13 protein-coding genes are annotated in these 26,046 nt (G+C 38.1%); all 13 read right to left on the bottom strand.

All coding sequences use genetic code 11. From position 1 onward, the window contains the following. Window positions 1-46: 46 nt before the first annotated feature. Window positions 47-3,184, bottom strand: coding sequence for a VirD4-like conjugal transfer protein, CD1115 family (locus A3I7_RS0103915; protein ID WP_018375475.1), 3,138 nt, complete (start codon window positions 3,182-3,184; stop codon window positions 47-49). After that, entirely contained in the window at window positions 3,177-3,434 is a 258-nt protein-coding gene (locus tag A3I7_RS0103910) for a hypothetical protein (protein ID WP_018375474.1), read from the bottom strand. Before A3I7_RS0103910 ends, A3I7_RS0103915 begins: the two co-directional genes overlap by 8 nt. Window positions 3,435-3,761: 327 nt before the next feature. Continuing rightward, window positions 3,762-4,235 carry a single-stranded DNA-binding protein gene (locus A3I7_RS0103905; protein WP_018375473.1) on the bottom strand — a complete coding sequence of 158 codons (474 nt, stop codon included), beginning with the start codon at window positions 4,233-4,235 and terminating at the stop codon, window positions 3,762-3,764. A gap of 40 nt (window positions 4,236-4,275) precedes the next feature. After that, on the bottom strand, window positions 4,276-8,061 hold the full coding sequence (locus A3I7_RS0103900; protein WP_018375472.1) for an SspB-related isopeptide-forming adhesin: 3,786 nt from the start codon (window positions 8,059-8,061) through the stop codon (window positions 4,276-4,278). A 65-nt stretch (window positions 8,062-8,126) separates the two neighbouring features. Beyond that, the gene (locus A3I7_RS0103895) at window positions 8,127-10,721 is read right to left on the bottom strand and encodes an SEC10/PgrA surface exclusion domain-containing protein (RefSeq protein WP_156812730.1); all 2,595 of its coding nucleotides are present in this window, start codon (window positions 10,719-10,721) and stop codon (window positions 8,127-8,129) included. Between the two features lie 78 nt (window positions 10,722-10,799). Beyond that, a complete protein-coding gene (locus tag A3I7_RS0103890) occupies window positions 10,800-11,534 on the bottom strand; it encodes an LPXTG cell wall anchor domain-containing protein (RefSeq protein ID WP_018375470.1) in 735 nt (244 codons plus the stop codon). Window positions 11,535-11,551: 17 nt separating this feature from the next. Continuing rightward, window positions 11,552-12,625 carry a hypothetical protein gene (locus A3I7_RS0103885; protein WP_018375469.1) on the bottom strand — a complete coding sequence of 358 codons (1,074 nt, stop codon included), beginning with the start codon at window positions 12,623-12,625 and terminating at the stop codon, window positions 11,552-11,554. Between the two features lie 10 nt (window positions 12,626-12,635). Beyond that, complete coding sequence (locus tag A3I7_RS0103880) at window positions 12,636-12,983, bottom strand: TrbC/VirB2 family protein (protein WP_018375468.1); 348 nt, start codon at window positions 12,981-12,983, stop codon at window positions 12,636-12,638. A 92-nt stretch (window positions 12,984-13,075) separates the two neighbouring features. Next, complete coding sequence (locus tag A3I7_RS0103870; RefSeq protein ID WP_026217117.1) at window positions 13,076-14,920, bottom strand: AAA family ATPase; 1,845 nt, start codon at window positions 14,918-14,920, stop codon at window positions 13,076-13,078. A 1-nt stretch (window position 14,921) separates the two neighbouring features. Continuing rightward, window positions 14,922-16,670 (bottom strand): type IA DNA topoisomerase, encoded by a 1,749-nt coding sequence (locus tag A3I7_RS0103865; RefSeq protein ID WP_018375466.1) that lies wholly within the window; start codon window positions 16,668-16,670, stop codon window positions 14,922-14,924. Between the two features lie 180 nt (window positions 16,671-16,850). Then, window positions 16,851-22,937, bottom strand: a complete 6,087-nt coding sequence (locus tag A3I7_RS14470; RefSeq protein WP_018375465.1) for a PBECR4 domain-containing protein — start codon at window positions 22,935-22,937, stop codon at window positions 16,851-16,853. Window positions 22,938-22,955: 18 nt separating this feature from the next. After that, window positions 22,956-23,213, bottom strand: coding sequence for a hypothetical protein (locus A3I7_RS0103855; protein ID WP_018375464.1), 258 nt, complete (start codon window positions 23,211-23,213; stop codon window positions 22,956-22,958). A gap of 130 nt (window positions 23,214-23,343) precedes the next feature. After that, entirely contained in the window at window positions 23,344-25,710 is a 2,367-nt protein-coding gene (gene mobP2 / locus A3I7_RS0103850; protein WP_018375463.1) for a MobP2 family relaxase, read from the bottom strand. Window positions 25,711-26,046 lie beyond the last annotated feature (336 nt).

Below are 26,046 nucleotides of genomic sequence, written 5' to 3'. Positions count from 1 at the left end.
GAAATGATAAACAATAGTTTATATATTTTGTTATATAACTTTTTATCTATATTACATCATCTACAAATAGAATATCATCATCGTCTTCATCATCAAAGACTTCTGCTATGATGGCTTGAGTTAAGTCAACTGAAGAAGTAAATTGAGCTTGGTTAAGAGACTTAGGGTGCTGATTTCTAGTAGCCAACTGTGGAACTTCTCCATTTGTCCTCATGCGGTCTGTAAAAGATATACGCCAAGCAATAATCTTGTTGAAGGTACTTTGAGCACTTACAGCTATATCTTGAAGTTCAAGTTCTCTATGCTCACTCTCTACTGGAATATCTGCTAGAGTCATTGAGTGATCAAACTCATCTTGAAGGAACATGTATCGATAAGGAAGACTAGTTTTCTCATGTAAGAAAATTGGATCTGTCGTGATTTTACGACCTGCATTATCACGACCTTTAACTCCACGTAAGATTACAGCTTCTCCTTCCTGAAGTTTAGCTAATTGAGTAGGTGTCAGCAACTCTTGTTTAGGATTTTCAATAGACACGTTAGGGTTAGCTTCATCTAAAATATTGCTAGAACGTCTGCGACGTGTGATTGTCCGTGTTCCTAAATCCTTACTGAAGCGTTCATTAGTTTTATTAGAGGTAGATTTAACGTAGATTTTAAGCGAACAGTTATCTTGGATGGTTGCTGCGACATTCTCACCATACTTATCAACCAATTGTTCCAGGTTTTGAATCCAGAGGTAATAGAGGATGTTCTGGCCAAGTCCAATAGAAATTTTAGTATCCATATGGGGAACAGCTGGAATATTGGTGAACTCATCTAAGATATGAAGAATACGGTTAACACACTTACGACCATTTGACAGAGCTAACTCATAATTAGCATTAAATAACTGATCCAAGAACAGAGATACGATGCTATTATATTCTGTTCGGTTCGGTGGCGTTACTAAGTAGATCACTTTTGGATTATCTGAATATACTAAGTCAATATCTTCTTCCTGAAGAAGATTGTCCTCGTGTTTATTTAGGACAGTAACCTTAATATGATCCAGTACTGGTTTCTTCGTGTACTCATCCAAAGCAATGACCTTACCATGTTTCTTATAGACTTTTTCAGCTGAAAATTGGAAGGTTTTATTACGAATAGCTGAAGCACCATTGTTTTTGTGATCAAAGTCAATCGTTACCAGGAACTGATCAGGCAACTTAGGTTCAATCACATAAGTAAGATAGCCTTCTCCATCGATCAAAGCTGTTGCTTCTTTCACGTGAGTAACTTGTCTGGTAGCTTTACCCCAAGCTGTCTGACTAGTAATAGTGATTTTAGCTGTCTTATGAGCATACTCGTTACGCATAGCAGCAGTTGAGCTTGAGCGGAACTTGATAGATAAACGACGTGGGAAACCGACTGACTCCAAATCAATCGAGTTTTTAGAAGTTAGCTTAGCAATATTATCTTGCAAGAAGAGGTTAATACCTGACATCATGCTAGAGAAGACATTTCCTTTAGTTTCTTCTGAAGCAAAGTCAGATGATCTGAAGTTCAGATCAGCCATATCTCTGAATTTAGAGAAAGTCTCCTGATTAATCTTTCGCAGATTATCAAAATACACCGTGATTTTAGATTTCTTCTTAACCTGCTGGTCACGGTCTGGATTCTCAATAATATCTCCATAATCATTGACAAAAACTTCTTCTGAACCTAAATCGGTCAAGAACTTAGCAATATTACGGACTGTAACCGTGTCCCAGGCATCCATTTCACCATTTTTGAAGGTTTCATTAGCTCGGTCAATCAAAGCCATAGCAATCGCATTAAAGAGGGAAATAGAAGTGTCTTCCCAATACTTAGCGTTCCCATTACCAACACCTGGCTTAGTTTTACGATAGATTGCTTCCGCAACTGCATTGACACGTGTCTGTGTCTTTTCATAGTACCCCTTTTTGGCGGCATCAATCGCAAGTGCCAAAGGATTATAGGACATTGACCAGTCCATATTTTGGAAAGAAAGGACATTAACGTCATAACCACGTCGGCGCATGGTCTTGTAAGATGATTGATAATGTTCACCTTTCGGATCACCTATAGCCATTGATGGCTGAATTTCAGCACGACTATTGATATCAATAGTCGTTGTAATATGCCCTTCACCTTTACCAGAACGTGTCATACCAATACCAAGCATATTAGTGGTGCTGTCATCGATGTAATAATCACCTGAAGCTTTCGCATAAATCCCTAAGACTCTTTCAGCATTCGTCAGATATCGGCTAAAAGTGCGGTTTTGCCAAAGCATTTGAGAACCTAATGTTAAACCTGTAAGATTCGTTCTCGTCTCATGTAGGACTGGTACACCACCTTCACCTGGATAAGTTGCTGTTTTATTGGGAACTTTCTTATACTGTTGGTGAATTTCCTTGACTGTCGCAAAGCGGTCATCACCTTCTTCATTATGGTTATAGTCACGGTATTGTTCGAAGTTGACCCATGCAGAGCGCCAAGCAATAATTAAACCAATGATAAAAATTGGTACTGCTAGAATCGGTGCTACCAGAAATACTCTAGCATTAAATAAATTCTGAATCAGTAAGCTATCAACATTAAAGACGACAACTTGGCTGCTATCCCTCAATGTTATGAGTGAGAAATAAAGGAAGCGGATAGCTGCCCTTAAAACAGTTACCAAATAGTTCGTCAAAATTAAAGCAATAAAACTGAAGCCCAAACCCATGAATACAAAACTACGGTAGTTTTTGAAGTAGAGCAGAGGCTTCATTTCCTTGTCAAATCGCTTTCTGTCTTGCTTCACAAAGGGCAATCTATAGATAAGACGGAAGAGAAGGTTACCAATCAGCAAGAATAAAAATGAAGGAACAACTGTCATAAGTTGCTTCGTAAGATTCCAGAACTGTTTACTCTTAACTTTACCAGCTGACTTCCAGTCAATTTCATGACGGTTCTTCAAGATATGAGCTAATTCTGTACTCCTATTTATGAAACGTTCTCTATCATCTATCAAGCCTATTATCAACTGGAAAAGATTTCTAAGTGGTTCTCTCACAACTTTTATCCCTTGGTAACCCAGATATCCTACAAAACTTACTAGGAGAAAAGCATTGAACCTACTGACTTTGGCTAATTGAATAAGCGTGTAATAAATGGCTTCTATCCAACTAAACATACTGCTTACCTCGAATTTCTTCTAAAAATCGCTTGATCTTCTCACCATAGAAAGTAGAAAAAAGAAAAATCTTAAATTTCTGTTGAGGTGAAGCAAGCTGGTAGCGTTCCAGGTAAGAACTAATACCATCTTCAATTCCCAGATGAACTGTACATAAGTGGCAGCTTCTTCCTTGCTTCAGATAATTTTCTATCTGAAGGGAATCTGCCATTAAATCATCAGATTGATAATCTGTTTGTTGTTTTACCATAAGCAAAGTTATCCCTTCTAGTTTTTAATACACTCCTAGAATAAGGGATAATGAAAATTCCTGCGTTAAGGGGACAAGTCTAAACAGTAGACAAAAAGTTATATAACTTTTTATAGCTCATTTTAAGAAGTTTTCATGGACGATTACCTATAAAATCACCTGAAAATGACTCAGAATTGCCTTCTCAGCACACCTTATGATATACTATCAGAGGCGCAAAGCCCTAACCAGAAATAGCACGTGCGATTATTCCACGTGCTATTTTTGAACTGATGATGATTCTATAAAATAAGGCATGAGGTTCTCCCTCACGCCTTTTTCTATTATCTAGAAGGGTTCATCAGCATCTATCGGTGTTGGATAAGAGTCATTTGGTAGAATATTTTGATTTTCATTTCCACCAAATGGATCATGATCTGCTGGTTGCTTCTGCATGTTGAGTTGCTCCTGTTTTCGTCTATTGGCAGCTTCTTTATTTTCTAAGAAAGTAATCCCACCTTGTAAGGCTGGAGCAATAAATTGATAGGTTCGACGTTGCCCTTGGCTGTTCGTATAAGGGCGTTGAATAATTTCACCCTTAATTAGGATAGGCGAGCCCTTAACAAGGCTCTGGGCCATAAACTCAGCTTGTTTACCATACACCTGAACATGAAAGAAAGCTGGTAAAGCCTTACCTTCTTGATCTTGTTGACTGGTGTCACATACAAATTCAAATTTAAAACTGACATGCCCATTAGAGGTTTTTCCAACAGCATCTGATGGAATATCTGAAACACGGCCATTAGCAATAAAACTTTGCATTTTCTTTCCTTTCTATTGATTAAGTTAATCAAATATTTGATTAGTTTTCTTTACGTTTACGAACGCCTGCCAAACCAAATACAGATAGGATAGCTCCTAGAACGCCCAAAGCGCTGCTTGCTTCACCTGTTGATGGAAGCACATTAGCTTTTTGAACTGGAATACTTGGAGTTGGCGATGTTGGTTCACTTGGTTTTTCTGGTTCTGGAGTTGTTGTTTTAACCATATTTGACACCACTTCATTACCATTGATAATACCCACAAAAGTATTTTCAAAAGTTCCTGAAGCGATACGCTCAAATTCTGGATAAGCGCTTGCTTGGAAAGCACTATCATCAGAGATACTTTCAAGGAAAGCTTTATCAAAGCTAATCAACAATTGACCATCTTTATCAACCAATGTTGTGAAATCTGTTAAATCATCTCCAGCTTTAACAGCTACTAAGTTGCCATCTTTATCTGTATAAGTAAAGTCAACTTTAGCTGAAACATGATAATGACCAGTGTATTTATCTCCCGTTTCATCATAATCATCTTTGAAATCATACTGGAAGAGTTTTTCAGCACGATTAGCAGGCACTAAGACATGATTCAATTCGTAAGTAAAGGTTTGATTCAAGGCAATTTCTTGACCATTGACATCTTTACCATCCACTGTAACTTTCTTAGTTGTCTCAAATGTAGGCACTTCATTTTCTACTACATTGCTATAATAGCCATTGCCAAAATCAATTTGGAACGTCTTATTAGTATACTTACCTGTAAAGCCTTCCTTAATTGTCATTGGCAAATGGAAGTAAAGATTTGTTCCAGTTTTAACATAAACACTATAGAATTCTTCTGGCTTATCAGCAACCCACATATAGAAAGCACCCACTGGTGAAACACCAGATGCTTTTACCATTGCTTTAATTGCTTCTGAAGCTGTCTCAGTAGAAAGCACATGATACATTGTCAACCCATTAACTGTCTTACCTGCTGCATCAGTAATTGTAAACTGACCTTCTTGAGCAACAAGAGCATCATCTTGATAATCATCAATATAGGCAAAACCTTGAGCAATTGCCCCAGCCGAAGCTGTTATTCCTTTATATTGATCCATATCCCATTTAGCCACATAAGCGTTCACCTGATTAGGAAATACAACTTTACCATCAATCAATGTCCCTTGTTCATTATAATTGTGTTTTTCAGGCTGAATCAGATTATCATGCGGTGTCGGATTTTCTCCACCACGGTCACGAGGTGTTTTAGGATCATTACCTGGTGTATAGATAACAGGTGTGTTAGATACCACCTTAAACTCACCAGTTGGTGTCTGAATTGTTGTTGTGAAAGTATTTTGATAAGTACCACCATCATTTAATGGACGACCAACAAAATAAGCGACAGGAACAACAACATCTTGGTCACGATTAGCATTAAAACTATTCAATGTCGCTTGTGTTGCAACTAATTGAACCTTACCATTTTCATCATAAGAAAGTAGATAAGCATCATTTTTAGCAGCAGTCGCTTCACGATCAATTTCAAAATCAGCTGGGAATGGATCGTCCATCACGTAAGACGTTACTTCTTCTCGTCCAGCTTTAAGATTAGCATTGGTCAGTGTCCAAGTTTGAATAGAACCTTTTGGAACTAACTGACCGTCAGTACTTACACCATCTGTATCAACCACATCCTTAACATTAACTGGTGTTTGTTTAACCTTAACTGGATGAACAGCTACCTTATACTGAATTTTTTCAGGTACTTGAACATGTGGTAAAACCGTTGGTGTCACTGGTGTATATTTTTCTGGCGTAAAGGTTTCTGGGGTGAACGTTTCTGGTTTAAATTCTTCTGTTGATGGTTTTTCAGGAGTGAAAACCTCTGGAGTAAACGTTTCTGGCGTAAAAGTTTTAACCTCAGGTGTCACATATTTAGGTTCAACGGGTGTTGTTGGTACCTCTTTTTCTTTTTCGTAAGTCACTTTTTGTGGTTGTGGCTTAGCTGGAAGCGTTGGAGCTTTAATAGAAGAGTTAAAAGCAAACCACTGATTAGCTTCACTTGTAGAGCCAAAACTTAATTTAATCTCTGTACCCGTTAATTTTAGAGCACCAGCACCAATATAAGCTTTGTTTGATGTCGGAGTGTCCCAACTTCCATCTGCATTGTTATTTGTCAACGAATGAATAATACCACTATAGTTATCAATAGTAGAACCTGTGATTTTAATAAATTCCCCATTTGTATTCGACACAAATTCATAATATTTAGACGCCGCTTGAGCATCACTACTACCTGCGATTCCTGTAGTACTATCAGAAGCATTGAGAGATGATAGAGAAATCAAAGCACTACCACCAGTAAAGTCAACTATACTACCATCTTCATAATAATACTTAGCTACAAAATCAAAGGCTAAATCACCTGCACCCAAATTAGACCCAAATTTAATGGTATCTGTCGGATCACGGAAAATAAAAGCTGTCACTAAACCACTAGCATCATTACTCTTTTGAGGTGTAAAAGCATACACAACTTTACTGATTTTCTTACCTTGATAAGAAGAATTTTCTAGCCCATCATAAGTTACTGTTGTCGTTTCGCCTGCTTTCATCAAAATCTTATATGAATCCCCAATTGAAGCTCCCTCATTTGGAGTAGTAGATAAAACAGGTGATGACACAAAATCAGAAGCCTGATAATTACTACTGTTCATATAAAAAATATTACCTGTTTTGTCAGCACCATTTGTAGAAGCTACACTTAAGTTAGCATACTGTCCTTGAATAGTGACAGAGACATTAGGTTCTTTTGTAAAAATGAGATCTTGAACAGCAGTCTGACTTAAATAACCATCTTGATTAGTCTTAGCCTTCATTTCAGCAACTTTTTTATCATAATCAGCTTTCAAGGCAGCATTCTTTTGAGCGGCTTGTGCTTCTGCAGCTGCATTACGTTCTCGAACTGCTGCATTAAACGCTTCGATTTCTTTCACGCCAGCTAAAGCTGCTTCATACTCTTTCTTCAACTGAGCATTAATCGTTTCAGCAGCAGCCTTGTCTTTTTCATTAGCCTCAGCAACCGCAGCCGCACCTTCTACATTGCGTTTATCCACTGCAGCTTGACCTAGAGCATTACGTTGATCTACTGCGGCTTGACCTTGTTTGTTACGTTCTTCAACAGCAAGTTTATCATCTACTATACGCTTTTGATTAGCTGCATTACGAGCATCAACAGCAGCTTGACCTTCTGCATTGCGTTTATCTACTGCCGCTTGACCTAAAGTATTACGTTGATCTACTGCGGCTTGACCTTGTTTATTCACTTCAGCAACACGTTCTGCTTCAGCTTTATTTTGAGCATCAATTTCCGCATTCTTTTCAGTAGCAGCTTTAATGCTTTCTGTATTTGCTTGCTGTTTTTCTGTAGTAGTTACTACTTCCGCTGTCTGTTTAGACAAATCTGCTTCTGCACTAGCAAGACTATCATGAGTCGTTGCAGTTTCTTCAGTTGTCACAGCAACTCCAGCAGCTTGTGCTTCTGAAACAGCCGTATCAAGCTCAGTTGATGGCACTGGAGAGACTAACTCACCCGTTTGTTGACCAGCATTAGCAGCTGTTTGAGTGTTCTCAACAGATGAAGCTGATTGAGCTTCAACTAAATTAGTTGCTGGATTTTCTGTTACTGTCACTGTTGGCGTTGTTGCAGTTGTTTCATCAGCGGATACTTGAGTATTCGCCATCATCACTGCTCCTGCCAAAGCAATCCCACAGACAAGTCCATAAGCCTTAGATTTACGGTAAAAACCGCGTCCTTTAAATTCCATTTTCTGATTCATGTGAAACTTCCTTTTCTAGCTTGAGTTTTCTGACATCGCAGGTCAATTTTTTTTAATAAATAAATTTAACATTCTTTACGTTTACGAATACCAGCCAAACCAAATACAGATAGGATAGCTCCTAGAATTCTCAGAATACTAGTTGCATCACCTGTTGATGGCAATACTAAAGCTGATTGACTAGAAGCAATACGGGCTGTTTTTGTTGCTAAAACTTGTGACTGAGAAGCAGAAGCAACATAATCAACTACTTTACCTGCTTCATCAAAAATAGGTGATGGCACACTACCCTGCTTTTCAATCAGCTGATATTTTAGAGCTAAATCTTCTTGTTTCTTAGCCTCCAAAACTTTCTGATAACGAGAAGATAGGGATTGATAACGTGCAACTATCTCAGTCTCAACTTTTTTCATCTCATCTAATCGTTTTTGTTCAATTGCTAGTTGTTGATTCAATCTCTCAGCAGAAACTTTTACCTCTTCTAACTGCTTCTTAGCTGCAGCTAATAACTTAGGAGCATTTTTGTATTGTTGCAAACGCTCCTGTTGCTGTTCTAGTTTGGCTTTCAAACGTTGACGTTGTGTTTCCAAATTTTGAACAACTGCTTGTTTAGCTTCCAAATCCTTCTGACTATCTTTAAGCGCAGCTAAAGCAATTTGTTGCTCAACCAATGCTTGAGTTAAAATATCCTGTTTCTCTTTAACAACCTGTTTAGCTTGCTCAAGAGCTACTTTCTTTGAAGTCATATCAGCTGATAATTGTTTAACATCTGCTTGTGCCTTTTCATTCGCAGCTTTAGCTTTTGCCAAACGTTCTTGACTGCTAGAAAGAACTTGTCGAGCCGCTGGTGTTTGCAATGGTATTTGTTTTACTGTCAATAACTGATCCTTGGCTTCTATCAATTGACTTGTAAGAGCTTCAAAACTTGCTTGTTCATCAGACAAAAGTTTTTGAGCTTTCACTTGTTGCTCTTTCAAAATTACCAAATTTGATTTTGCTTTCTCAAGCGTACTCTTCATAACTTCAGGTGTTTTAGACTGTAAAATAGGAGTAGTGTCAAAATCTGATTTTGACGTTAACATCACATCATTTACCGTAATAAAATGAATACCTGAATGTTCACCAATACGAGAAAAATCAACAGCTACATAGGATTCTTTTACCTTACCTTCATATCCTAGAAGAGATACTTTTGTTCCCGCCAAATCAGCCGCATGTTGCCACTCTTTAACATCTGTAGGAAAGAAAAACATCAAAAGACTTTCATAAATCTTCTGCTTTAATTGAGACACTGTTAAATCTGGAACAGTATATGATGTATTGGACATATTTGTAAGTCCAGCCCAATCTTCATAATAATTTCCAACTTTATCAGAAGCTACCAAATGATAAGTTTTAGCAACTGCTGTAATGCCTTCTTCATTATGAGACTGATCCCAAGTATCCCAATTTGATTCAACAGCTTTATCAGTCACCTTATCTGCAAAAGCAATAGATGATGGAGTAACAACTGTTGGACTAGTCCCAACTTGTTGATGAATTTGGTTTAACAAATCAGATGTAAATAAAGATAATTCAGTTAATACAGATGTTGGCAAGTTGTTAAGGTCATAAGTCTCAGTTGATAGGTCATTTTTATTTGCTTTAAACTGGTTAACTTTGCGTAACTCTGTGCTTAAACGAGCCAATGTTTCTTCAGCAGCATGATAGTCATCAGAACCAATTTCACTAGAAGAATAGTCTCTCAAAGCATTAATGTATTCAGATGACAAAGTAATGGTATTGATAGCAGCAACATCATTCTCAGCCTTCGTCAGTGTTTTTTGTCCTTCAGCAACCGCCTTATCTGCTTGATTTTTATGTAAACTCGCTTCATTCAAATTGTTTTTAGTTGCAGACAACTTTGATTCAAGGTCACTTACTTTCTGACTAGCTGTCTCAATAGACTGCGAACGACTTTCATCAGCCTGTTTAGCAACTTCCAACTCATTTTCAGCAGTTTGAACTTCTTTGGAAGCTGTATTCACTGCATTTTGAGTTTCTTCAGCACGTTGATATAGTTCTGCTGCATTAGTCCCATCCAATACAGCCTGAGCAGTTGCTTCATTTTCTTGAGCAATGTTTAACTCACCTTCAGCAGAAACAACCGCTGCCTGTTTAGCAGTGACTACTTTTTCATTAGCTTCAATAACCTCATTTGCATCTTTAACAGTTGCTTGAGCTCCTTCAATCTGCTCATCAACGCCTGTAATAGCAGCAGTTGTCTCTTTAATGCTATCTTCTGTCTGAGAAATAGTTTCTGGCGTCGCCTCTTTCACAACACTTTCAGCTGACTGTACAGCTTGTTCAGCCTTTACTTCTTGTTCTTGTGCTTTTTGACTGTCAGAACTAATTTGAGATACAATTTCTTCTTGTGCCTTTACTTGTTCCGAAGCAACAGTCGCAGCTGCTTTAGCAGAATCAACTGTTACTTGCGTTACCTCGATAGATTGACTATCAACCGTTCCTGTTTCTTGGACTGCTCGTGTTTGAACAGAATCTTCTGCATGTACTATTCCACCACTTAAAGCAGTTACACCTACAGCGACAACACCTAAAACCTTGGTATTTTTCATTGTTAAATCCTTTCCTTCATCAACCCTGTTTCTTATCTCCGACACGTACTAGACTCCAGGTAAAAAAAGTCAGTAACAAGAAAACAAGTACAATTCCTAATAGCATTAAACTTCCCTCTCACTTCATAACATTTTCTTTTTCATAATAGCGGATACCACGCCTAGTAGTAACATTCCAATAACACTGAGTACCCCCGTTGCTTTTTCTCCAGTTTCAGGGAGAGTAGTTTTGGTCCCATCCGCCTTTGTTACAGTGATCGTTTTGTCAGCATTTGTCACGGCTCCAATTGTCTCAGGAGCTACAGTTGAACCATCACCAAGTACTACTTGACCATTTTGTGTGCTAACAATTGAGGCACCTGTGTTGGTTTGTACTGGTGCTTCAGGCGTAACATTTTGCACGACCTGACCAGTGGAAGTTGAAACAGTTCCTACTTGAGAAGCTCCCTGCTGATTAGCTTGGTCTGTTGTCTTTGGTTGTTCGGCTGGAACATCTAGGTTCTCTCCTGCATTGTCTTTACCTTGTTCACCTGAAGGAGCTGGCTGTTCAGTTTGACTTGGATCAGTAACTTCCAAGTTGTCACCAGCACTATCCTTACCTTGTTCACCTGACGGCGGAGTGACTTCTGTAGTAGGAGTAGTTGTTGGATCAACTGGCGCTGGCTGTTCTGTCGTAGTATCTACTGGTACAGTTGTATCTGTTGTAACCGCTGGAGTAGAAGGTTCTGCTGGAGTCACAACTTCAGTTGAAGGTGCTGAAGGATCAACGGGCGTTACTTCATCAGCTGAAACGAACCCAGCTTGAGCTAGTGCAAGAGCTGATAGGGTTAATGTTGTAACTAATTGTTTTTTCATCATCTTTGTTTTCCTTTTCTTTATTTGATATAGTCTGCTTCTTTAGGTTCAGTTGTCACAACAAAACCATATTTTGCAGAATCAGATTTTTTAGCAGTAAAACTTAAACGAATACTTCTAGCTTTATCACCTTCTTTAACTGATAGAACGTAAGTCGGCTGATATTCTTTAGTTTCTGGTTCATAGGTCAGTTGTTCAAGAATAACTGACTGTAAAGTTCCTTCTTTGGGAACAGTATATTTGGCATCTCCATCAGAAAGAAATTCCTCAAGATTTTCTTTCTTACCAGAATAATAATTTGGTAAGAAATAACGACTGAACACATCAATCTGATGTTCTTCATTAATGACATTCTGAGTATTCTTCAGTTCTTGATAAAGATAAGTAACTTGCTCATTTTGCTTAGTTAGTTGCGTATATGCAATAACAGATGAAACGATTCCTCCAATAGCTAAAGTTGCTAAAAGCCCCATCAGCAAGTAAACCTTTTTCAGAGATTTCTGATCAGCAACATTTACTACTGCTTGTGGAGTAGCACCAACATTAATATTAGGTACTTGTTGCTGTTGAGTAAAGGGAGCCAACACTTGCTCTCCTTCTTCTGGGAAAAGGGGTAAGGCTGATTCCTGAATTCCTAGACTTGCTTTATAAGCTGGGTAAATTTGATTAACAAAATACTCACGCTTTTCTTGATAAGTATAGGTTTGGAAATCTGAACCTGTCATAATAGATTGAATCAGCGGTAAGAGTAAATTCTGATACCGTTGATCAATGATAAATGGACTGGCAAAGACTTCTCCTTCTGAGATAGCCTCTTTACCCTCCAAATGACAGATAGCCACTTTTTTCAATTCCATGTGCCCATAAGCATCTTTTAGCGCTTGAAGTAGCAATTCTGCTTGATAAAAGGTCACATAAGGCAATGATTCTTCAATTGTATGATCAAAGTCCAGGTACTGTTGATCCAGCCCTTCAATAATGCCAAGCAACTCGCTATCATCTTCTGGAGATTTCCCTTCTTCCCAAGTTACCTCAAGAAATAGTTCATCTGTTACTAAGCATTTATTGCTTTTCTTAAAAGGGATAAATGCCATAGCAACCACCTTAACCTTTCACAAAGTTAAAGCACCATTCAACAATACTTGGACCAGCAGAAACAGCAATAATTGCCACTGCGATTGCTACCCAGTGTTTTTTGATTGCAGCTTTAACTTCACGACCACCGAAACCGTAGATTAAACCAGTGACAACAACGGCTAATCCCAAAGTTACAATACCAATTCCTTGAACTTTAGAAATACCTTGTTGAGCTAGTGCATCTGTTTTGGCAAAAGGATCATCCGCATAGACGGTATTCGTCAGGACTCCTGATAAAAAGAGCGATAAACTAAGCAAATACCCTTTGCTTTTAGTCCTCACTTCACTGATAAAATTTGTCAACTTGTTCTTCATAGAAGACCTCCTTTATTTTATTGACATTATTAGTGTAAGGGATAATGAAAATTCCTGCGTTAAGCGGACAAGTCATGGGAAAAAAGTTTTTTTCAGCTGAAAAGAGCATCAACTTCTTCTCCAATTTCTCCTTCAACATCTAGCTGAATTTGTCTCAAATCTTTTCGATGTTGGCTATCTGGTGCCTCTCCCTCAACCCATAGATGAATATTGTAGGTTTGCCTACTTTTATCTAAAGAAAGACTTTTAGCTGAAATAGGGGCTAAAACTTTTCTTTTAATCAAACGCTCTAAGGGACGTGCGCCATTTTTTACATCTGTTCCAACATCAGATAAATACTGAATTAAACTAGGCTCATATGAGAGTGTCATATTTTGATGCCTCATTCTATCTTCAATTTCAGACAAGTTTTTTTCTGCAATCTTTTCAATAATTTCTCGTTCCAAAAGATTGAAGATAAGCTTATTTTCAATACGATTAAGGAACTCTGGTCTAAACTCAGTTTCAAGTTCACTAATCATTGACTTCTCAAATTGTTGCCTATCACGTTCTGTTAAATGCTGGAAACTCCCCTTCAACTCCCATTTATTGATAATCTTTTTGGCTCCAATATTAGTGGTCATTATGACAATAGTATTTTTGAAGCTAATCAAACGTCCTGAACTATCTGTTAAATGACCATCATCTAGCACCTGAAGAAAAAGATCCAGAACTTCACCATCAGCCTTTTCAACCTCATCTAGTAATACAACGCAATAAGGCTTTTGTTTTACAGCCTGTGTCAGCTGCCCTTTTGTTTTCGTTGCACGATTACCAATCAGTTTAGCTGCATCTTCTTTCTCTTTGAACTCAGACATATCAAAACGAATCATAGCATTTTCATCATCAAAGAGCGCTTCAGCTAAAGCCTTTGATAACTCTGTTTTACCAACACCTGTTGGGCCCAGGAACATGAATGACGAAATAGGTTTATTCTCATCTTGCAATCCAGCTTGAGCAATCGTGACAGCATCCACAATAGCATCAATAGCATCCTCTTGCCCCTTGACACGATTCATTAATTTTTCCTTCAGACCATCTAAGCGTTCCTGATCACCTTTTAATATTGTAGTGACAGGAATACCAGTTTTATCCTTCAAGACCTGGGCAATATCCTCTTCTGTAATACTGTCTTTTCCTTCAGCTGAAGCAATGGTTGCTGCTTCATCAATCAAATCAAAAGCTTTGTCTGGCAGAAAGCGATCTGTTAGATAACGAACAGATAAACGTACCGCTTGTTTCACAGCTTCAGAAGAAATTTGAATCCCATGAAATTTCTCATAAATTATTTTGGCCTGATCAATAATGGATATGGCTTGTGGAATGGTGGGCTCTTCTACCATGACTGGTTGCATTCGACGTTCCAAGGCTCTATCAGTCTCTACATAGTTATGAAACTCATCTAGGGTAGTGGCACCAATCAGCTGAATATCCCCACGTGCTAAAACTGGTTTAATCACATTTCCTGCATCGAGGGCTTGACCATCCTGGCTACCTGCACCAACGATAGTATGAAATTCATCTACAAAGAGAAGATTACGGCCACGTGTCGCAACCATCTCTTCAATAATCTTCTTAAACTTGGCAATAAAGCCACCATCTTCTTCACTCATCAAGCTAGAGAGTTCCAGAGAGCGAACTGTTAACCCTTTTAAAGGTTCAGGAACTTGACCACGCATAATAGCAAGCGTTAGGCCTTCCACAATAGCTGTTTTCCCAACTCCAGCTTCTCCTACCAAGATAGGATTATTTTTAGTTCGTCTGAGAAGAGAGATAATGACCGCTTTTACTTCCTTATCACGGCCATAAACTTGGTAATCATCTGATTTTTTAGCAACCTTAGCTGACAAATTATCAGTGTATTTATCAAGATAGGGGGTCTTCAATTCATCGTCCACTTCAATCACTCCTTCCTTTAGCAGTTGCAATCTGATCGGTTAGCTTTTCTTTGATCGCATCAACAAACTCACGTGGATTAATTTTTCCCTCTCCAATCTGAGAGAGGAATAGTTCCCAACCGCCAGTCGTTTCAGGACTCGCAAACTCATTATCATAAAGGTAATGAATTAAGAGATAGGCTTTGTTGGTTGGAAATAGTTGACCTGATTTCTTATTTTTAGTGATATAACCACGGTCTTGAATCGTTTTAAGCGTAGCAGCTCTTGTTGCCTGTGTTCCTAAACCATACTTAGGTAAGATTTCACTGATAAATTGAGCCTCAGTAATTCTCTTAGGTGGTTTTGTCACACCTTCAAGAACCAGTGCCTTCGTTTCTAATTGATCCCCTGTGCGATAATCTGGAAGTTCAACATTACCTTTTAATTTTTGTTTACTAAAAGCGACCCAACCAAAATCAAGCATTTGTCTACCTGCTGCCTTAAAAATCAAGCCTTTATTTTCCAATTCAACAGTTGTAGTGTTGTAACGACAATCAGCGGCAAACATCAAAAGCGTTCTGCGAACAATGGCTTCATAAACTAAACGCTCATCAGGTTTTAAAGTCACTAGGTTAGGAATATTTTCTGTTGGAATAAGGGCGTAGTGACTCGTTTTAGCCACTTTTTCAGGATCAACGTAATTTTCCCTTGGTTCTAAATGAACTGGCTCAAAATGGCAACTGATAGTATCTTGATAACTCTTGATGTAAGTCTTTAGATAATCAAATTCCTCTTCAGTAATAAATCGAGTATCTGTTCGAGGATAAGATAAGTATTTTTTCAAATAAAGACTTTCTACTATCCTTTCTGTTTTGAGAGGTTCAAAGCCCCACCATTTTGCAGCAAGCCCTTGAACATCCGAGAGATTAAATAATGCAGGTGCTGCTTTTTGGTGTTCCGTCATTTCAACTGAAGAGACAATAGAGATCGGACTTAATTGTCGTGAAGTGGCCAGAACTACATCACTATCTGAATACTTCTCTTTATTAGAGAATATCACTCCTGTTTCTTTATCTTCCAACTGTAATTTCCAATACGTTTGGGGTCTAAAATTCTGAATAGCTAAATCATTTTCACAGATTAAACGGACTGCTGGAGTTTGCACTCGACCAACAGATAAGCTATTGCCTTTGCTTCTGGGAAGTCGTCCTTTATTTTGCAGTTCTATCGTTGCTAGAGGTGATAAATTCATTCCTACTAACCAATCTGATTGCGCACGTGCTTCAGCTTCTAAATAGTAGTTATAGGTTTCCATCGGTTCCCTAAGTGCCTGAAAAGCTTTTTGAATAGAACGAGTGGTAACCGAGTTAACCCAAAGACGTTTGGTTACCTTGCTTTTCCCTTCAGGAATATGGGATAAAATCGAATAAGCAATCCGTTCCCCTTCTCTGTCAGAATCTGTACCAATAATCACCTGATCAGCTGCCATAACTTCTTGATAAATCTGCTTAAAGGTCTCTTTAGAATCTTTGTCCTTCTTTAGTGTCTGTTTAAATGAAACATCGACTAAGGGTAACTTATCTAAATCCCAATTATCCTTTGGTAAACCATACTCAAATAAGTGTCCTTCAGCAGCAATAACATGAACTTCATCTGAAAAGTACGGTGTGTGTTTAATTATATGAACTTTTCCTTTTTTACTAGCTGTTCCTAGACTCTCTGCGTAAGCAGCAGCCTGTGTTTCTTTTTCAGCCAAAATGACTGTCACCATATCACTCTTCTCCTTTACTGTTAGTTAATTTCAGTTTAAGAGATAATGGTAATTCTTGCGTTAAGGGGACAAACCATCCCCAGATGATAACTAAAACAGCTATGATACAATTTGTTATATAACTTTTTGTATCATTTTTTGTGTATAAAAAGGTACTCTCAATTGAGAATACCTTTTGTCTTAACGACTTGGCCCTTTGGTAGGGGCTTTAGGAAAATTTGGTCCCTGTCCTCGACTTTTTCCTAATTGATAAGGTTTCGTGTGATGCTCAATTTGCTTGTGCATCTTAGAAACTGTTTTATGGATGCGTTTCAAAGAGTTAGCTAGTTGTTTATCATCTAATCCTTTTAAATTATCGGTCCACTTAGCCATATAATCAATAGCCTTCTCAGTCGTATCTAAACCAAAATGCTTCGAGAGCAAATGACTAGTCATTTCAGCCTCAAGCTCTTTTTGGACTTTAGGCAGCTCTTTATACTGATCTGCAAGGTTAGGATTATGAAGCGTTGCGTGAGCTAGTTCATGAATCGTTGTTGCAATTTTTTCTCCAGGCGTGTTATCTGGATTAATTAAAATTAATTGTTCTCCTGGGAAAAAGGCACCTTTCGCATTTCCTAGAACATGAGCTTCATCTTTCATAATGGAAACACCAATACTTTCAGCATAATCACATAAGCCTTCGAGAACTTCTTTAGTCTTAACCTTATCTGTATTAAAGTTATAATGACGGTTTGGCATAGCTTTTGGATAACTTTCTGGTTTCAAAGTGGTTTGTGACAACTCAAAGACTTTATAAGTCGTAAATCTTGGTTGGCCAGTTTTAGGATCTCTCTCCTGAAATTGACGAACAGGGAGCTTGCCTTCTTTCACCAATTCTTTTTCTTGTGGAGTTGCATCTGAAAACTTTTTATATTTTGGATTCCCTTTATCATTTTTGACGTGATTTCCACTTTCATCTATGACAGGAATCATCCGAACCATCAACGGTCTAAATAATGTTATTTGAGACTTTTCCCCTGACTTAACAGAAAGCCCCTGATGAACAACTTCTTTTGTTTCACCAGTTCTCTTATTAACGTACGTTGCTTTAGTTTGAATAACGTCCTCTGGTTTAATTCCAAGCGCTTCTCCCATTGATTTCCACTGATCATAAGTTGCGACTGCATTTGCACCTCTCCATTGTTCTTGGATAAGCGCAACGTTACGAGGAGAAAGCTGAGGGAATTTACTCATAAATTCTACATACTCCAGCAAGTCTTCAGGGGATTGTGTGTACTCACGAATCTTCTGAAAAGCTCTTTCACTAATATCATAAGCGGAAGCTGTTGCATAGTCGAACGATTCTGCTGAAGAGATATTTTCCTGAGTCCGATAATTAGATGCTTGTCCTCTGTTGTTAGTCAAAAAGGCATCTATCTCTTCCTGCTGATAAAGCCCTTCAGGGGAGTTTCCAGCTCCAATTTGTGAAGCAAGCTGCTCCAGTTCTTTTTTAACTTGAAAATCATTTCCCCAATCACTACCATAAGCTAAATAACCAAGTTTCTGTTCTCCCTGAATAAGTGCCAACGTCCAAGGTGCTTGAATATCCGATAATTGATCAATTTTTACTGGACTATGAACAGTTAGTTCTAATTGATAATCACGGCCAAAATCTTCTTGGTTGGTATAAAGCATCTGACCATCAGGTTGAGGAGCTCCGATTAAATCACCCTCTACTGATAAATTCTCTTGAACTTGGGGAATGGAAGATACTAGAATCTTAGCAGCATCTTCAGCCATAATTTCTTCCACTCGTTGAGCTAATCCAGTTCTTATATCCTGTTTAGGAGACTGAAAATCTTCTCTTGAATCACGTTCTTGTGGTGTTTCTGGTGAAGCTACTGTCTGCTCATTAGCTTCAGCTGCGATATCTTGATTTACTTCTTGATTTTCCAGCTGAGAAAGCACTTCTTCATCAATAGCTGCTAAATTAGGATAATCCTCTAAACGACGATAACCTAGTCCCAAAAGACGTGATACAGGCTGCGTTTCATCGCCAACAGCATAACGGACACCGTCTTTAATCAGGGCGCCACCTGGAGCGTAAATATCAAATGCGATTGGCTGCGTCTGAGAGGCGTCCTGATTAGCCTTGTAAAGCTCTGTGACAAAGTCTTGATAAGAAACAAAGTGAGTCGGTTCAAACGGCCACTGAGGGCTGATTAACCCCTCATTAGAGCCTCTAAGACGAACATGGTAGGTATCGTTATAAATCTGATCCTGTTGCCAGTCTTGATAGAAATTAGAATTTTTATCAACGAGACTCAGCTGGTCGGCAGCATCTACCACAGCGCTAAAGTTTCCTTCATAACTATCAGAAAGTTCATAGTAACGCTCCCAAGCTCTCTTAGATTCTTCAGGAACTTGTAATCCTAACTTTCTAGGATCGCCTACGTTATATGCAGAATCTAATACTTGAGTGAAAAGTTCAGCTGAAATTGGTTCAGGAGTTTGAAGTTTCTCTTCTGTAATTACATCAGGAGAATATCCAAATACTTCTGATAAAGACTCTTGAGTAACTATCGGATAGGCCAATTGATGAGCTTCTTCATCTGATAATTCAAAATCTGGTTGTTGGACAAGATCCCAGAATGACTTCCCATAATTTTCAACAATCTTATTCATCAAAGCATCTAGCTGCTCTTCAGGTGATAATTCACTACCTAAATCAGTAGCAGCAATTTCTATCCTGTTATCATACGAATTTCTCAAGTAATAGGCCCTATAATCTACTCCAGCTCCAGAACGACCAATTCCTATTTCTACTTTATCCATCTGACCAGAGAAGTAGTTTCGTAAACTTTCCAATTGTTGTTGAGAAACTTGTTGATCTATTCTTGTTTGAATTGGTTTTTCCTGCACAAATCCTTGTTCTGTAATTTCGGTTATGGTATTCTGATCAAAAAATAGTGCATCATCACTCAACGCTTCAGAATAACCTAGACCAGCAACAATATCATAGCCATTAACCTGAATGTTACCAAACTCACTCATTACCTCTAATTTTTGTTTAGGGGTGGCACCTGCGGATTCAAAAACATCTAATAATTCTTGATGATACTCTGGATCTCTAGCCAGCCATTCTTGGCCTTCTGTAGTTTGTAAATAAGCAGAACCAGCTTCCAACAAACTATCAATATCTGAATAGTCTTGATGATTGAAGCTATAAGAGGAAACATTCATTGATTGATCATTTATATCACGAGATTCTTCATATTGTCTATTCTTTAAAATAGAAAGCATCTCCTCACCATCGTCTTTTACATAGTTTTTATTTATGTCAATCTGTTCTATCAAGCCACCTTTCTCTCGAAAAATACCTAAAATTTCATTTTTTCTAGCTTCTTGTAGCTCTACCCTCAAAACTTGTCTTGCTTTAAATACTGACACAGGAACTGTTCCATCTTCGGTATTCATACGGAATAAAAGCATCAAATCACTATCGTCTGACTTGATTAGACTATCAAAACGTCCTTGGTATCTAGGAATATCTTGTAGATCATCAAAATAAAATGAATCTGTCTGTAAAACAGTTTCTAAGTCAGGAAGAACTTTAATTTTATCAAATGGAGATTCTGTGTTTTTTAAACGAATATCGTCATAACTAAGTTCCCCACCATTAGCAAAATCATGCAATATTTTCCCAGGTGTTGCAGCATCACCAATAATTTTTAGGCCAGTTAGATGCAGAAAATTCTCTTCTAAAAAGTTTACCTGCACTAAACTACCATCTGATGTAAAGTAATGGACTGTACTATTTGCCAACTCGTTTAAATAGAATTGAGCCGCTTCTTGAATATCTATCCCTCTTCTATTTAATTTACCCAAATTATAAGCATCAATAGACTTTTCATACTTTGTTTTTCTTGACTTAAAGCCATCTTTTATGCTAAAATTTAGATACTGAGAGGATACAGTAGGACGACTGGTAACAGAGCGTTCAAAGGTACTTGTTTCAAGTACGGGTGAGGTGCTACCTTCAGCTTCGGGCTGTAAAGAACCCTTGCGTTGATACATCCTCTCGTTTTTTTGTTGCTCTGAAACAGCCTGCTCCTGAGTCCTCTCAGGAGCTTTCTCTTGTTGGATTATCGTTAAAATTTGTTCATCAAGTTGCTTTATCTCCTGTCTGACATATTGTGAATTATCTGCAAAGTGAGCATCTAATTTCAGTGAACTACGTTTGGCAAATAGTTGATCCAACTCAGAGGTGATGAATGCGCCCCGATTACGCTCAAGTTCCCACCATTGAGGAGTGTGCCCTAGGAATTGAGTTACCTTATTTTCTAGTTCCTGTTCCCATTCACGATGTAGTGTACGGATATCTTTTAGCTGCACTTCCTTTTTTTGTTGCTCTGAAACATCCTGCCCTTGATGAACCTCAAGAGGCTTTTCTGTTTCCTCAGATGAAGAAACCACCTGTTCTGGTGATGTCGTAACGTCTTCTACCACTTCAGGAGTGATGATAATTGACTCATCTCTCAACTGCTGGAGAATCGTTTCATACGTTTCTGGAGATATTTCAACCGTTCCATTTTTACCATTTAGGTATTCTAACAAGTGGTAAGGCACCAGCTGATCATAATAGTCTGTATTATCAGTTACAATATCATTAGCAGGATAGCTGATAACATTCCAGGTATCACGCCCTAGAGACCCTAGTGGGTCCGTGATGCCTTTACCCCAATTTTCAGCTGTCAGGCTATTTAATCGACGATTGAGATTATAAGCACTAATAGCTACTTCTTCTGAAAAGACTGTCGAGGTACTTGAGCGTCCTAAATCCTTTTGAAGACCTTTTAAAAGGTCGTACATCTGATTTTGTTCAGGTGTCCCTTTTTCTTTAAAACGATCAATATTAGTATCATTGATTGACTCAAAGAAAGCTCGATGTTCTTTTAAGCCTTCCATTGCTTGAGGTTTTAACTGCTGCATCGGATGACTCCATCCAGTATAGTTGACCAAGGTATGGAAATAGGCTTCATCTGAAAGTGTAATTCTCAAAGCACCAGCTTGAATTTGATTTTGAACTGCTTCTGATAGTCTTTCTTGATTAGCTTTAAAAGTATCATAGGGTACTTGAGCACGATCTGAAGTTGAAGTTATATTAGCAAGATTTTCAAATAGGACACCTTGTTCTTCACTCCTTGTTTGATAAGATTCCATACCATCAGACAGACCCAAAAGTTTATGTTGTTTTAAAGCATCGTTCCAGTCTGTCTTATCTTGCCCTGGTTGTAAATCTGGTAAATCCTCATTAATAGTAGCTCCCTTTTCTCTCAGAGAGTCAATAAAATTATGCCCACCAGTATCATTATCTACTGCAAGAGTGATCCAGTTTGCATGTTTTCCATCTGTAAAGAAATTATTGTCAATAGCTGTCTGTAATCCTTCTGCTAATTGATCATGAGTCCAACGAAGCGGACGACCTGAAATATCTGCCTGAAGCTGTACTAAATGCCTTCCTACCACAGATTCTTTCAAGCCGTCCATCGATATTAATCTGACATCTTGTAGTTTTTCTTTATTCAATTCATAGTAAGACATCAAATCAATAGCACTTTCTGCAAAGATAAGGCGATTAGGTTGCCCAATATCAACGTGCATACCAGTAATACCATCTGAATTTCTGACAATATTCTTAGCATATCCACGTTCTGGCCACTTCTCCCAGTTCTCTTCAATCCCTTGCAGAGTTGCCCCTGCGATCTCACCTGAGAAATCAAATGACTTAAAAACAACAACAGGTTCAATACTACCATTGACTTTAGCATTAGCTTGAGCTAAAACTCCCTTATCAAGAAAGAAATCAATTGTTTCATCTGATAGACTACGTTGTTCTTTTAGATAGGTTCTAGCTGCTTCAAACGGCTGCTCATAAGGCTCAAGATAGTAGGAAAACGGTTCTTGTACCCTCTCAACAACTGTATATTCTTTAAAACTGCCATCATTTAAGTAATCAATTGCCTGATTGAAGTTCACTTCTTTCATCGTTTCAACAAGTGAGATAACATCCCCGCCTTGGTGTCGTGAAAACCAGTTCCACATATTTTTATCAGGCGAAATAACCATAGAATCATGTTCTTTCCAGCGGTAATCTCGTCCTAAACGCACCAATTCCATGTTCAGTTCACTAGCAACATCTAAAATATCACGAGACCGAGCATATTCTACCCTCTCTCGACGGCTTTTTCCACGTGAAGATGGCTGTTGTGTGTGTTCTTCTGCCATAAAAACTCCTTTCCTTTACTAGAAACACTCATATTTTGGTTGATACGGTGTCATTTCAGAAACAACAAATATTTCTCTTGGTAATTGAATGAGATCACCTACTGAAAAATGCTCAAATTCTTCTGGATTATTTTGATAGTCCAATTCCAACTCCAAATCACCATTCTTTCCTTGTCCAGCAAAAAGAATTAGTTTTTGAGTATCATCAATAGACTTGACTAGCCAGTCAGCATCGAAGTCAAATTCCTCTTCAGAAACGCTTGGAAATTGTAGCATGCTCACCACCTCCTTCCTGTACCTACAGTTACTTCTAGTCTAAGAGATAATGGAAAATCTTGTGTTAAGGGGACAAATCACAGGAGATTTTTAAGCTTAAAAAAGCCATTGATAATCCATCAATGGCTGATTAACGCTGAGCTTGTCTGCGTTCTTCTTGCTCTTCACGTTCATCACTTCTAGCACGTTCCATAAGTGCTTTTTTATTTGCTTGTTGAGAACGATTCAGTGATGATGACAATTGACGCATGAAGTCCGTATCCAACTTTATAGGCCCTTGAGACTGTTGTAGTTGTGTTTTTTTGGTAACTTTGCGTTCTTGTAATTGCTTAAAAACTGTTTGTGCAATCTGGCTTTGACTATCATCTGTTGGTTGCAATTTCTCATATAACCGTTTTAATTCAGAGAATCCTTTGGCATTAGCTACTCTCATTTCTTTTATCGCTGCTTCATCCGATAGTTGACTTATCTGCTGGTTTCTATTGTTGATCTGGTATTTCAACTGAAAAATAGAAATATGAGTCTGAAGCTCCTCTACATAATCTCGTTTTGTCGTTGGTCTTCCTCTTAGAAGCGTTAAAATATTATCATCTTGAATCTGATTAACCAACCCCATCTCAGCCCTAAGTTGTCTAATAGGAAGCTGTATAACTCCAGGAGTGGCCTTTGAAACAGGAAGTGAAACACTATCTTCAAACTGGCTCTTCAATCGCTCTTTCAAGAGTTTATCATCTTCTGAAAGCTTAAAATTAGGAGTCAATTGTAGTTCAATTGCTCTCAATTCTTGTATTAAGGATTGCTTTTTAAAATCCACAAATGGCTGATCGGATGCTAAAGGTTGTATCTGTTCTAGAAGCTTTTGACGCACCTGTAATTCTTTTTGACTCGCCTCTAGCATACTGAGTTTTAACGCATATCGGAAAGTCCCTAACTCACGACGTTCCTTTTCAGAGAGTGTTGATTTTGACTTAGCAGCATCCACTAACTCTTTGAGATCGCTTGATGATAATAAGGACAAGTCTTTTAGAGTCAAGGTTTTCAGCTGAATATTTTCTGTTAGCTGATTAACATCATAAACATAATCTGACACAAATTCTGGCTTACCAATCCCCTTACCAGTTTTATCATAGGCTTCATAGACTGGCTTTATGATTTCAAGAGGGTGTTCCCCTGCTTTTACGGAATAGCCTAATTTTTGCCAAGCTTTCAAGCTTTTAACAACACTCGCTTCAGGATACTGTTCTAGAATTTTCTGCTGGTTCAAGATAGAAAAATGATCCAAATTTTTTTCCAGCTGAGCGTTCTGTATCTGTGGTGCAGCTTCTTTAAACGATCGTAAGATATTATTGGCCAATCGCTCCCGTAAATCCATCACACGGCGTGCCATATGATGTTCTAAATCATATCCTTTTGACTCTGCAAGCGTTCTGATAGTTTGTCCATCAACTTTACGTAGTTTTTCATAGACTTGATTTTTTTCAGCTGAATAGACACCCTCATAGGTCTTAAGAAACTCTCTAGTTTCTTTCAAAAATTCTTGATAGGCAACACTACCTTCATTTTTTAGATAGGAGTCTAAATAGCGATCCAGAAAGAACTTACTAACCGCAAAATCTCTAGCATTAGATCCATAGCGCCATTTCTTATTAAGAGGCAAATGATTATATGCTTGTTCCAAAAAATTTTTTTCAGCTGAAGAAGTGATTTTATCTTCCTGGTAAACAGAGGTTATTAAATCTGCTTTGAGGTTAGCTAAAATCTGTTCTTTTCTGAGAATGTTTGATCGTGTTTCCTCTTTAAGTAAGCCGTGATAAACACCGCTTTTAAAACGATTAATTGTTTTTTGAGAGAAGTTTCCTTTGTACTCCATCCGTCCACGTGGCCGATAGAATATTTTTTCACGGTTAGATTCTACTTCTGAAAGACCAAAGTGAATATGGATATTGTCTGTGTTTAGATGAATATTTCCCCACCAAAATGCAGAATCTGAAATGCCTTCTTTCTGAATTAGGGTTGGCATCATGTCACGCATAGCAGCCTTAATTGCTTTTTGATCAACTTGGCCAGTTGCAACATCATACAATCCCTGCTCAGCAAGAAAAGCATTATCAAAAGAAATGACACCCTGCCAAAGAAGCGAACCATTTTGATAAGCTGATTCCAACTTGTTTTTTAGGTCGTTTAATCGACGTTTTTGGAGATAGTCTGCTTCCTGAGTAAAGACAGCTGTTATTTCTTCTGATTGGTTTTCTGTTGCATATGATCGGTTCATATAATCAATGTATTCCTTGAAATTCAACTGAGTTTCAGGGACAGCTTCCTGAATACGAGTCATCTCGTCTTCAGTCAATCCTTCAATCATTTGCCTGTTCGTTTCCAAGGACAATTCTTCGTCAATTTTGACAGCTTCATCACGATTTGTATAATCCACATATTGACTATTAGCCTCTGTGTATTGAAGCATAAATGTAATATTAGGACTTGACGATACATTCATCACTTATGCTCCTCTCTTAATCAAAATAGCCCATCTTTTCTTAATTGAACATAATCTTTCAGGAGCGGTTGGAGCTCTTCAGGCTCAACCTTAAAGTCTTTAAACCATGGCCCAGATTGAGAAACATGCAACTCTTTTTCTACCATTTGTCAAGTCTATCAAGGCTTTAAGCAAAAAAATAAAGCATAACAGTAACTATTTTGAGGCTGCTACCTTATTTTTGTCACTAATTTAGCTATAAAAGGGCATGACAAAATGACACCTTATCTAGTATTTTTTGAAATAAGGTGTTACAATGATAGAGCATAAACAGTTTTACCGATTTTGGGTTGAAGC

This window comes from Streptococcus orisratti DSM 15617, from assembly GCF_000380105.1.
Classification (GTDB): Bacteria; Bacillota; Bacilli; order Lactobacillales; family Streptococcaceae; genus Streptococcus; species Streptococcus orisratti.
This window is presented reverse-complemented; position numbering and strand designations above follow the sequence as displayed.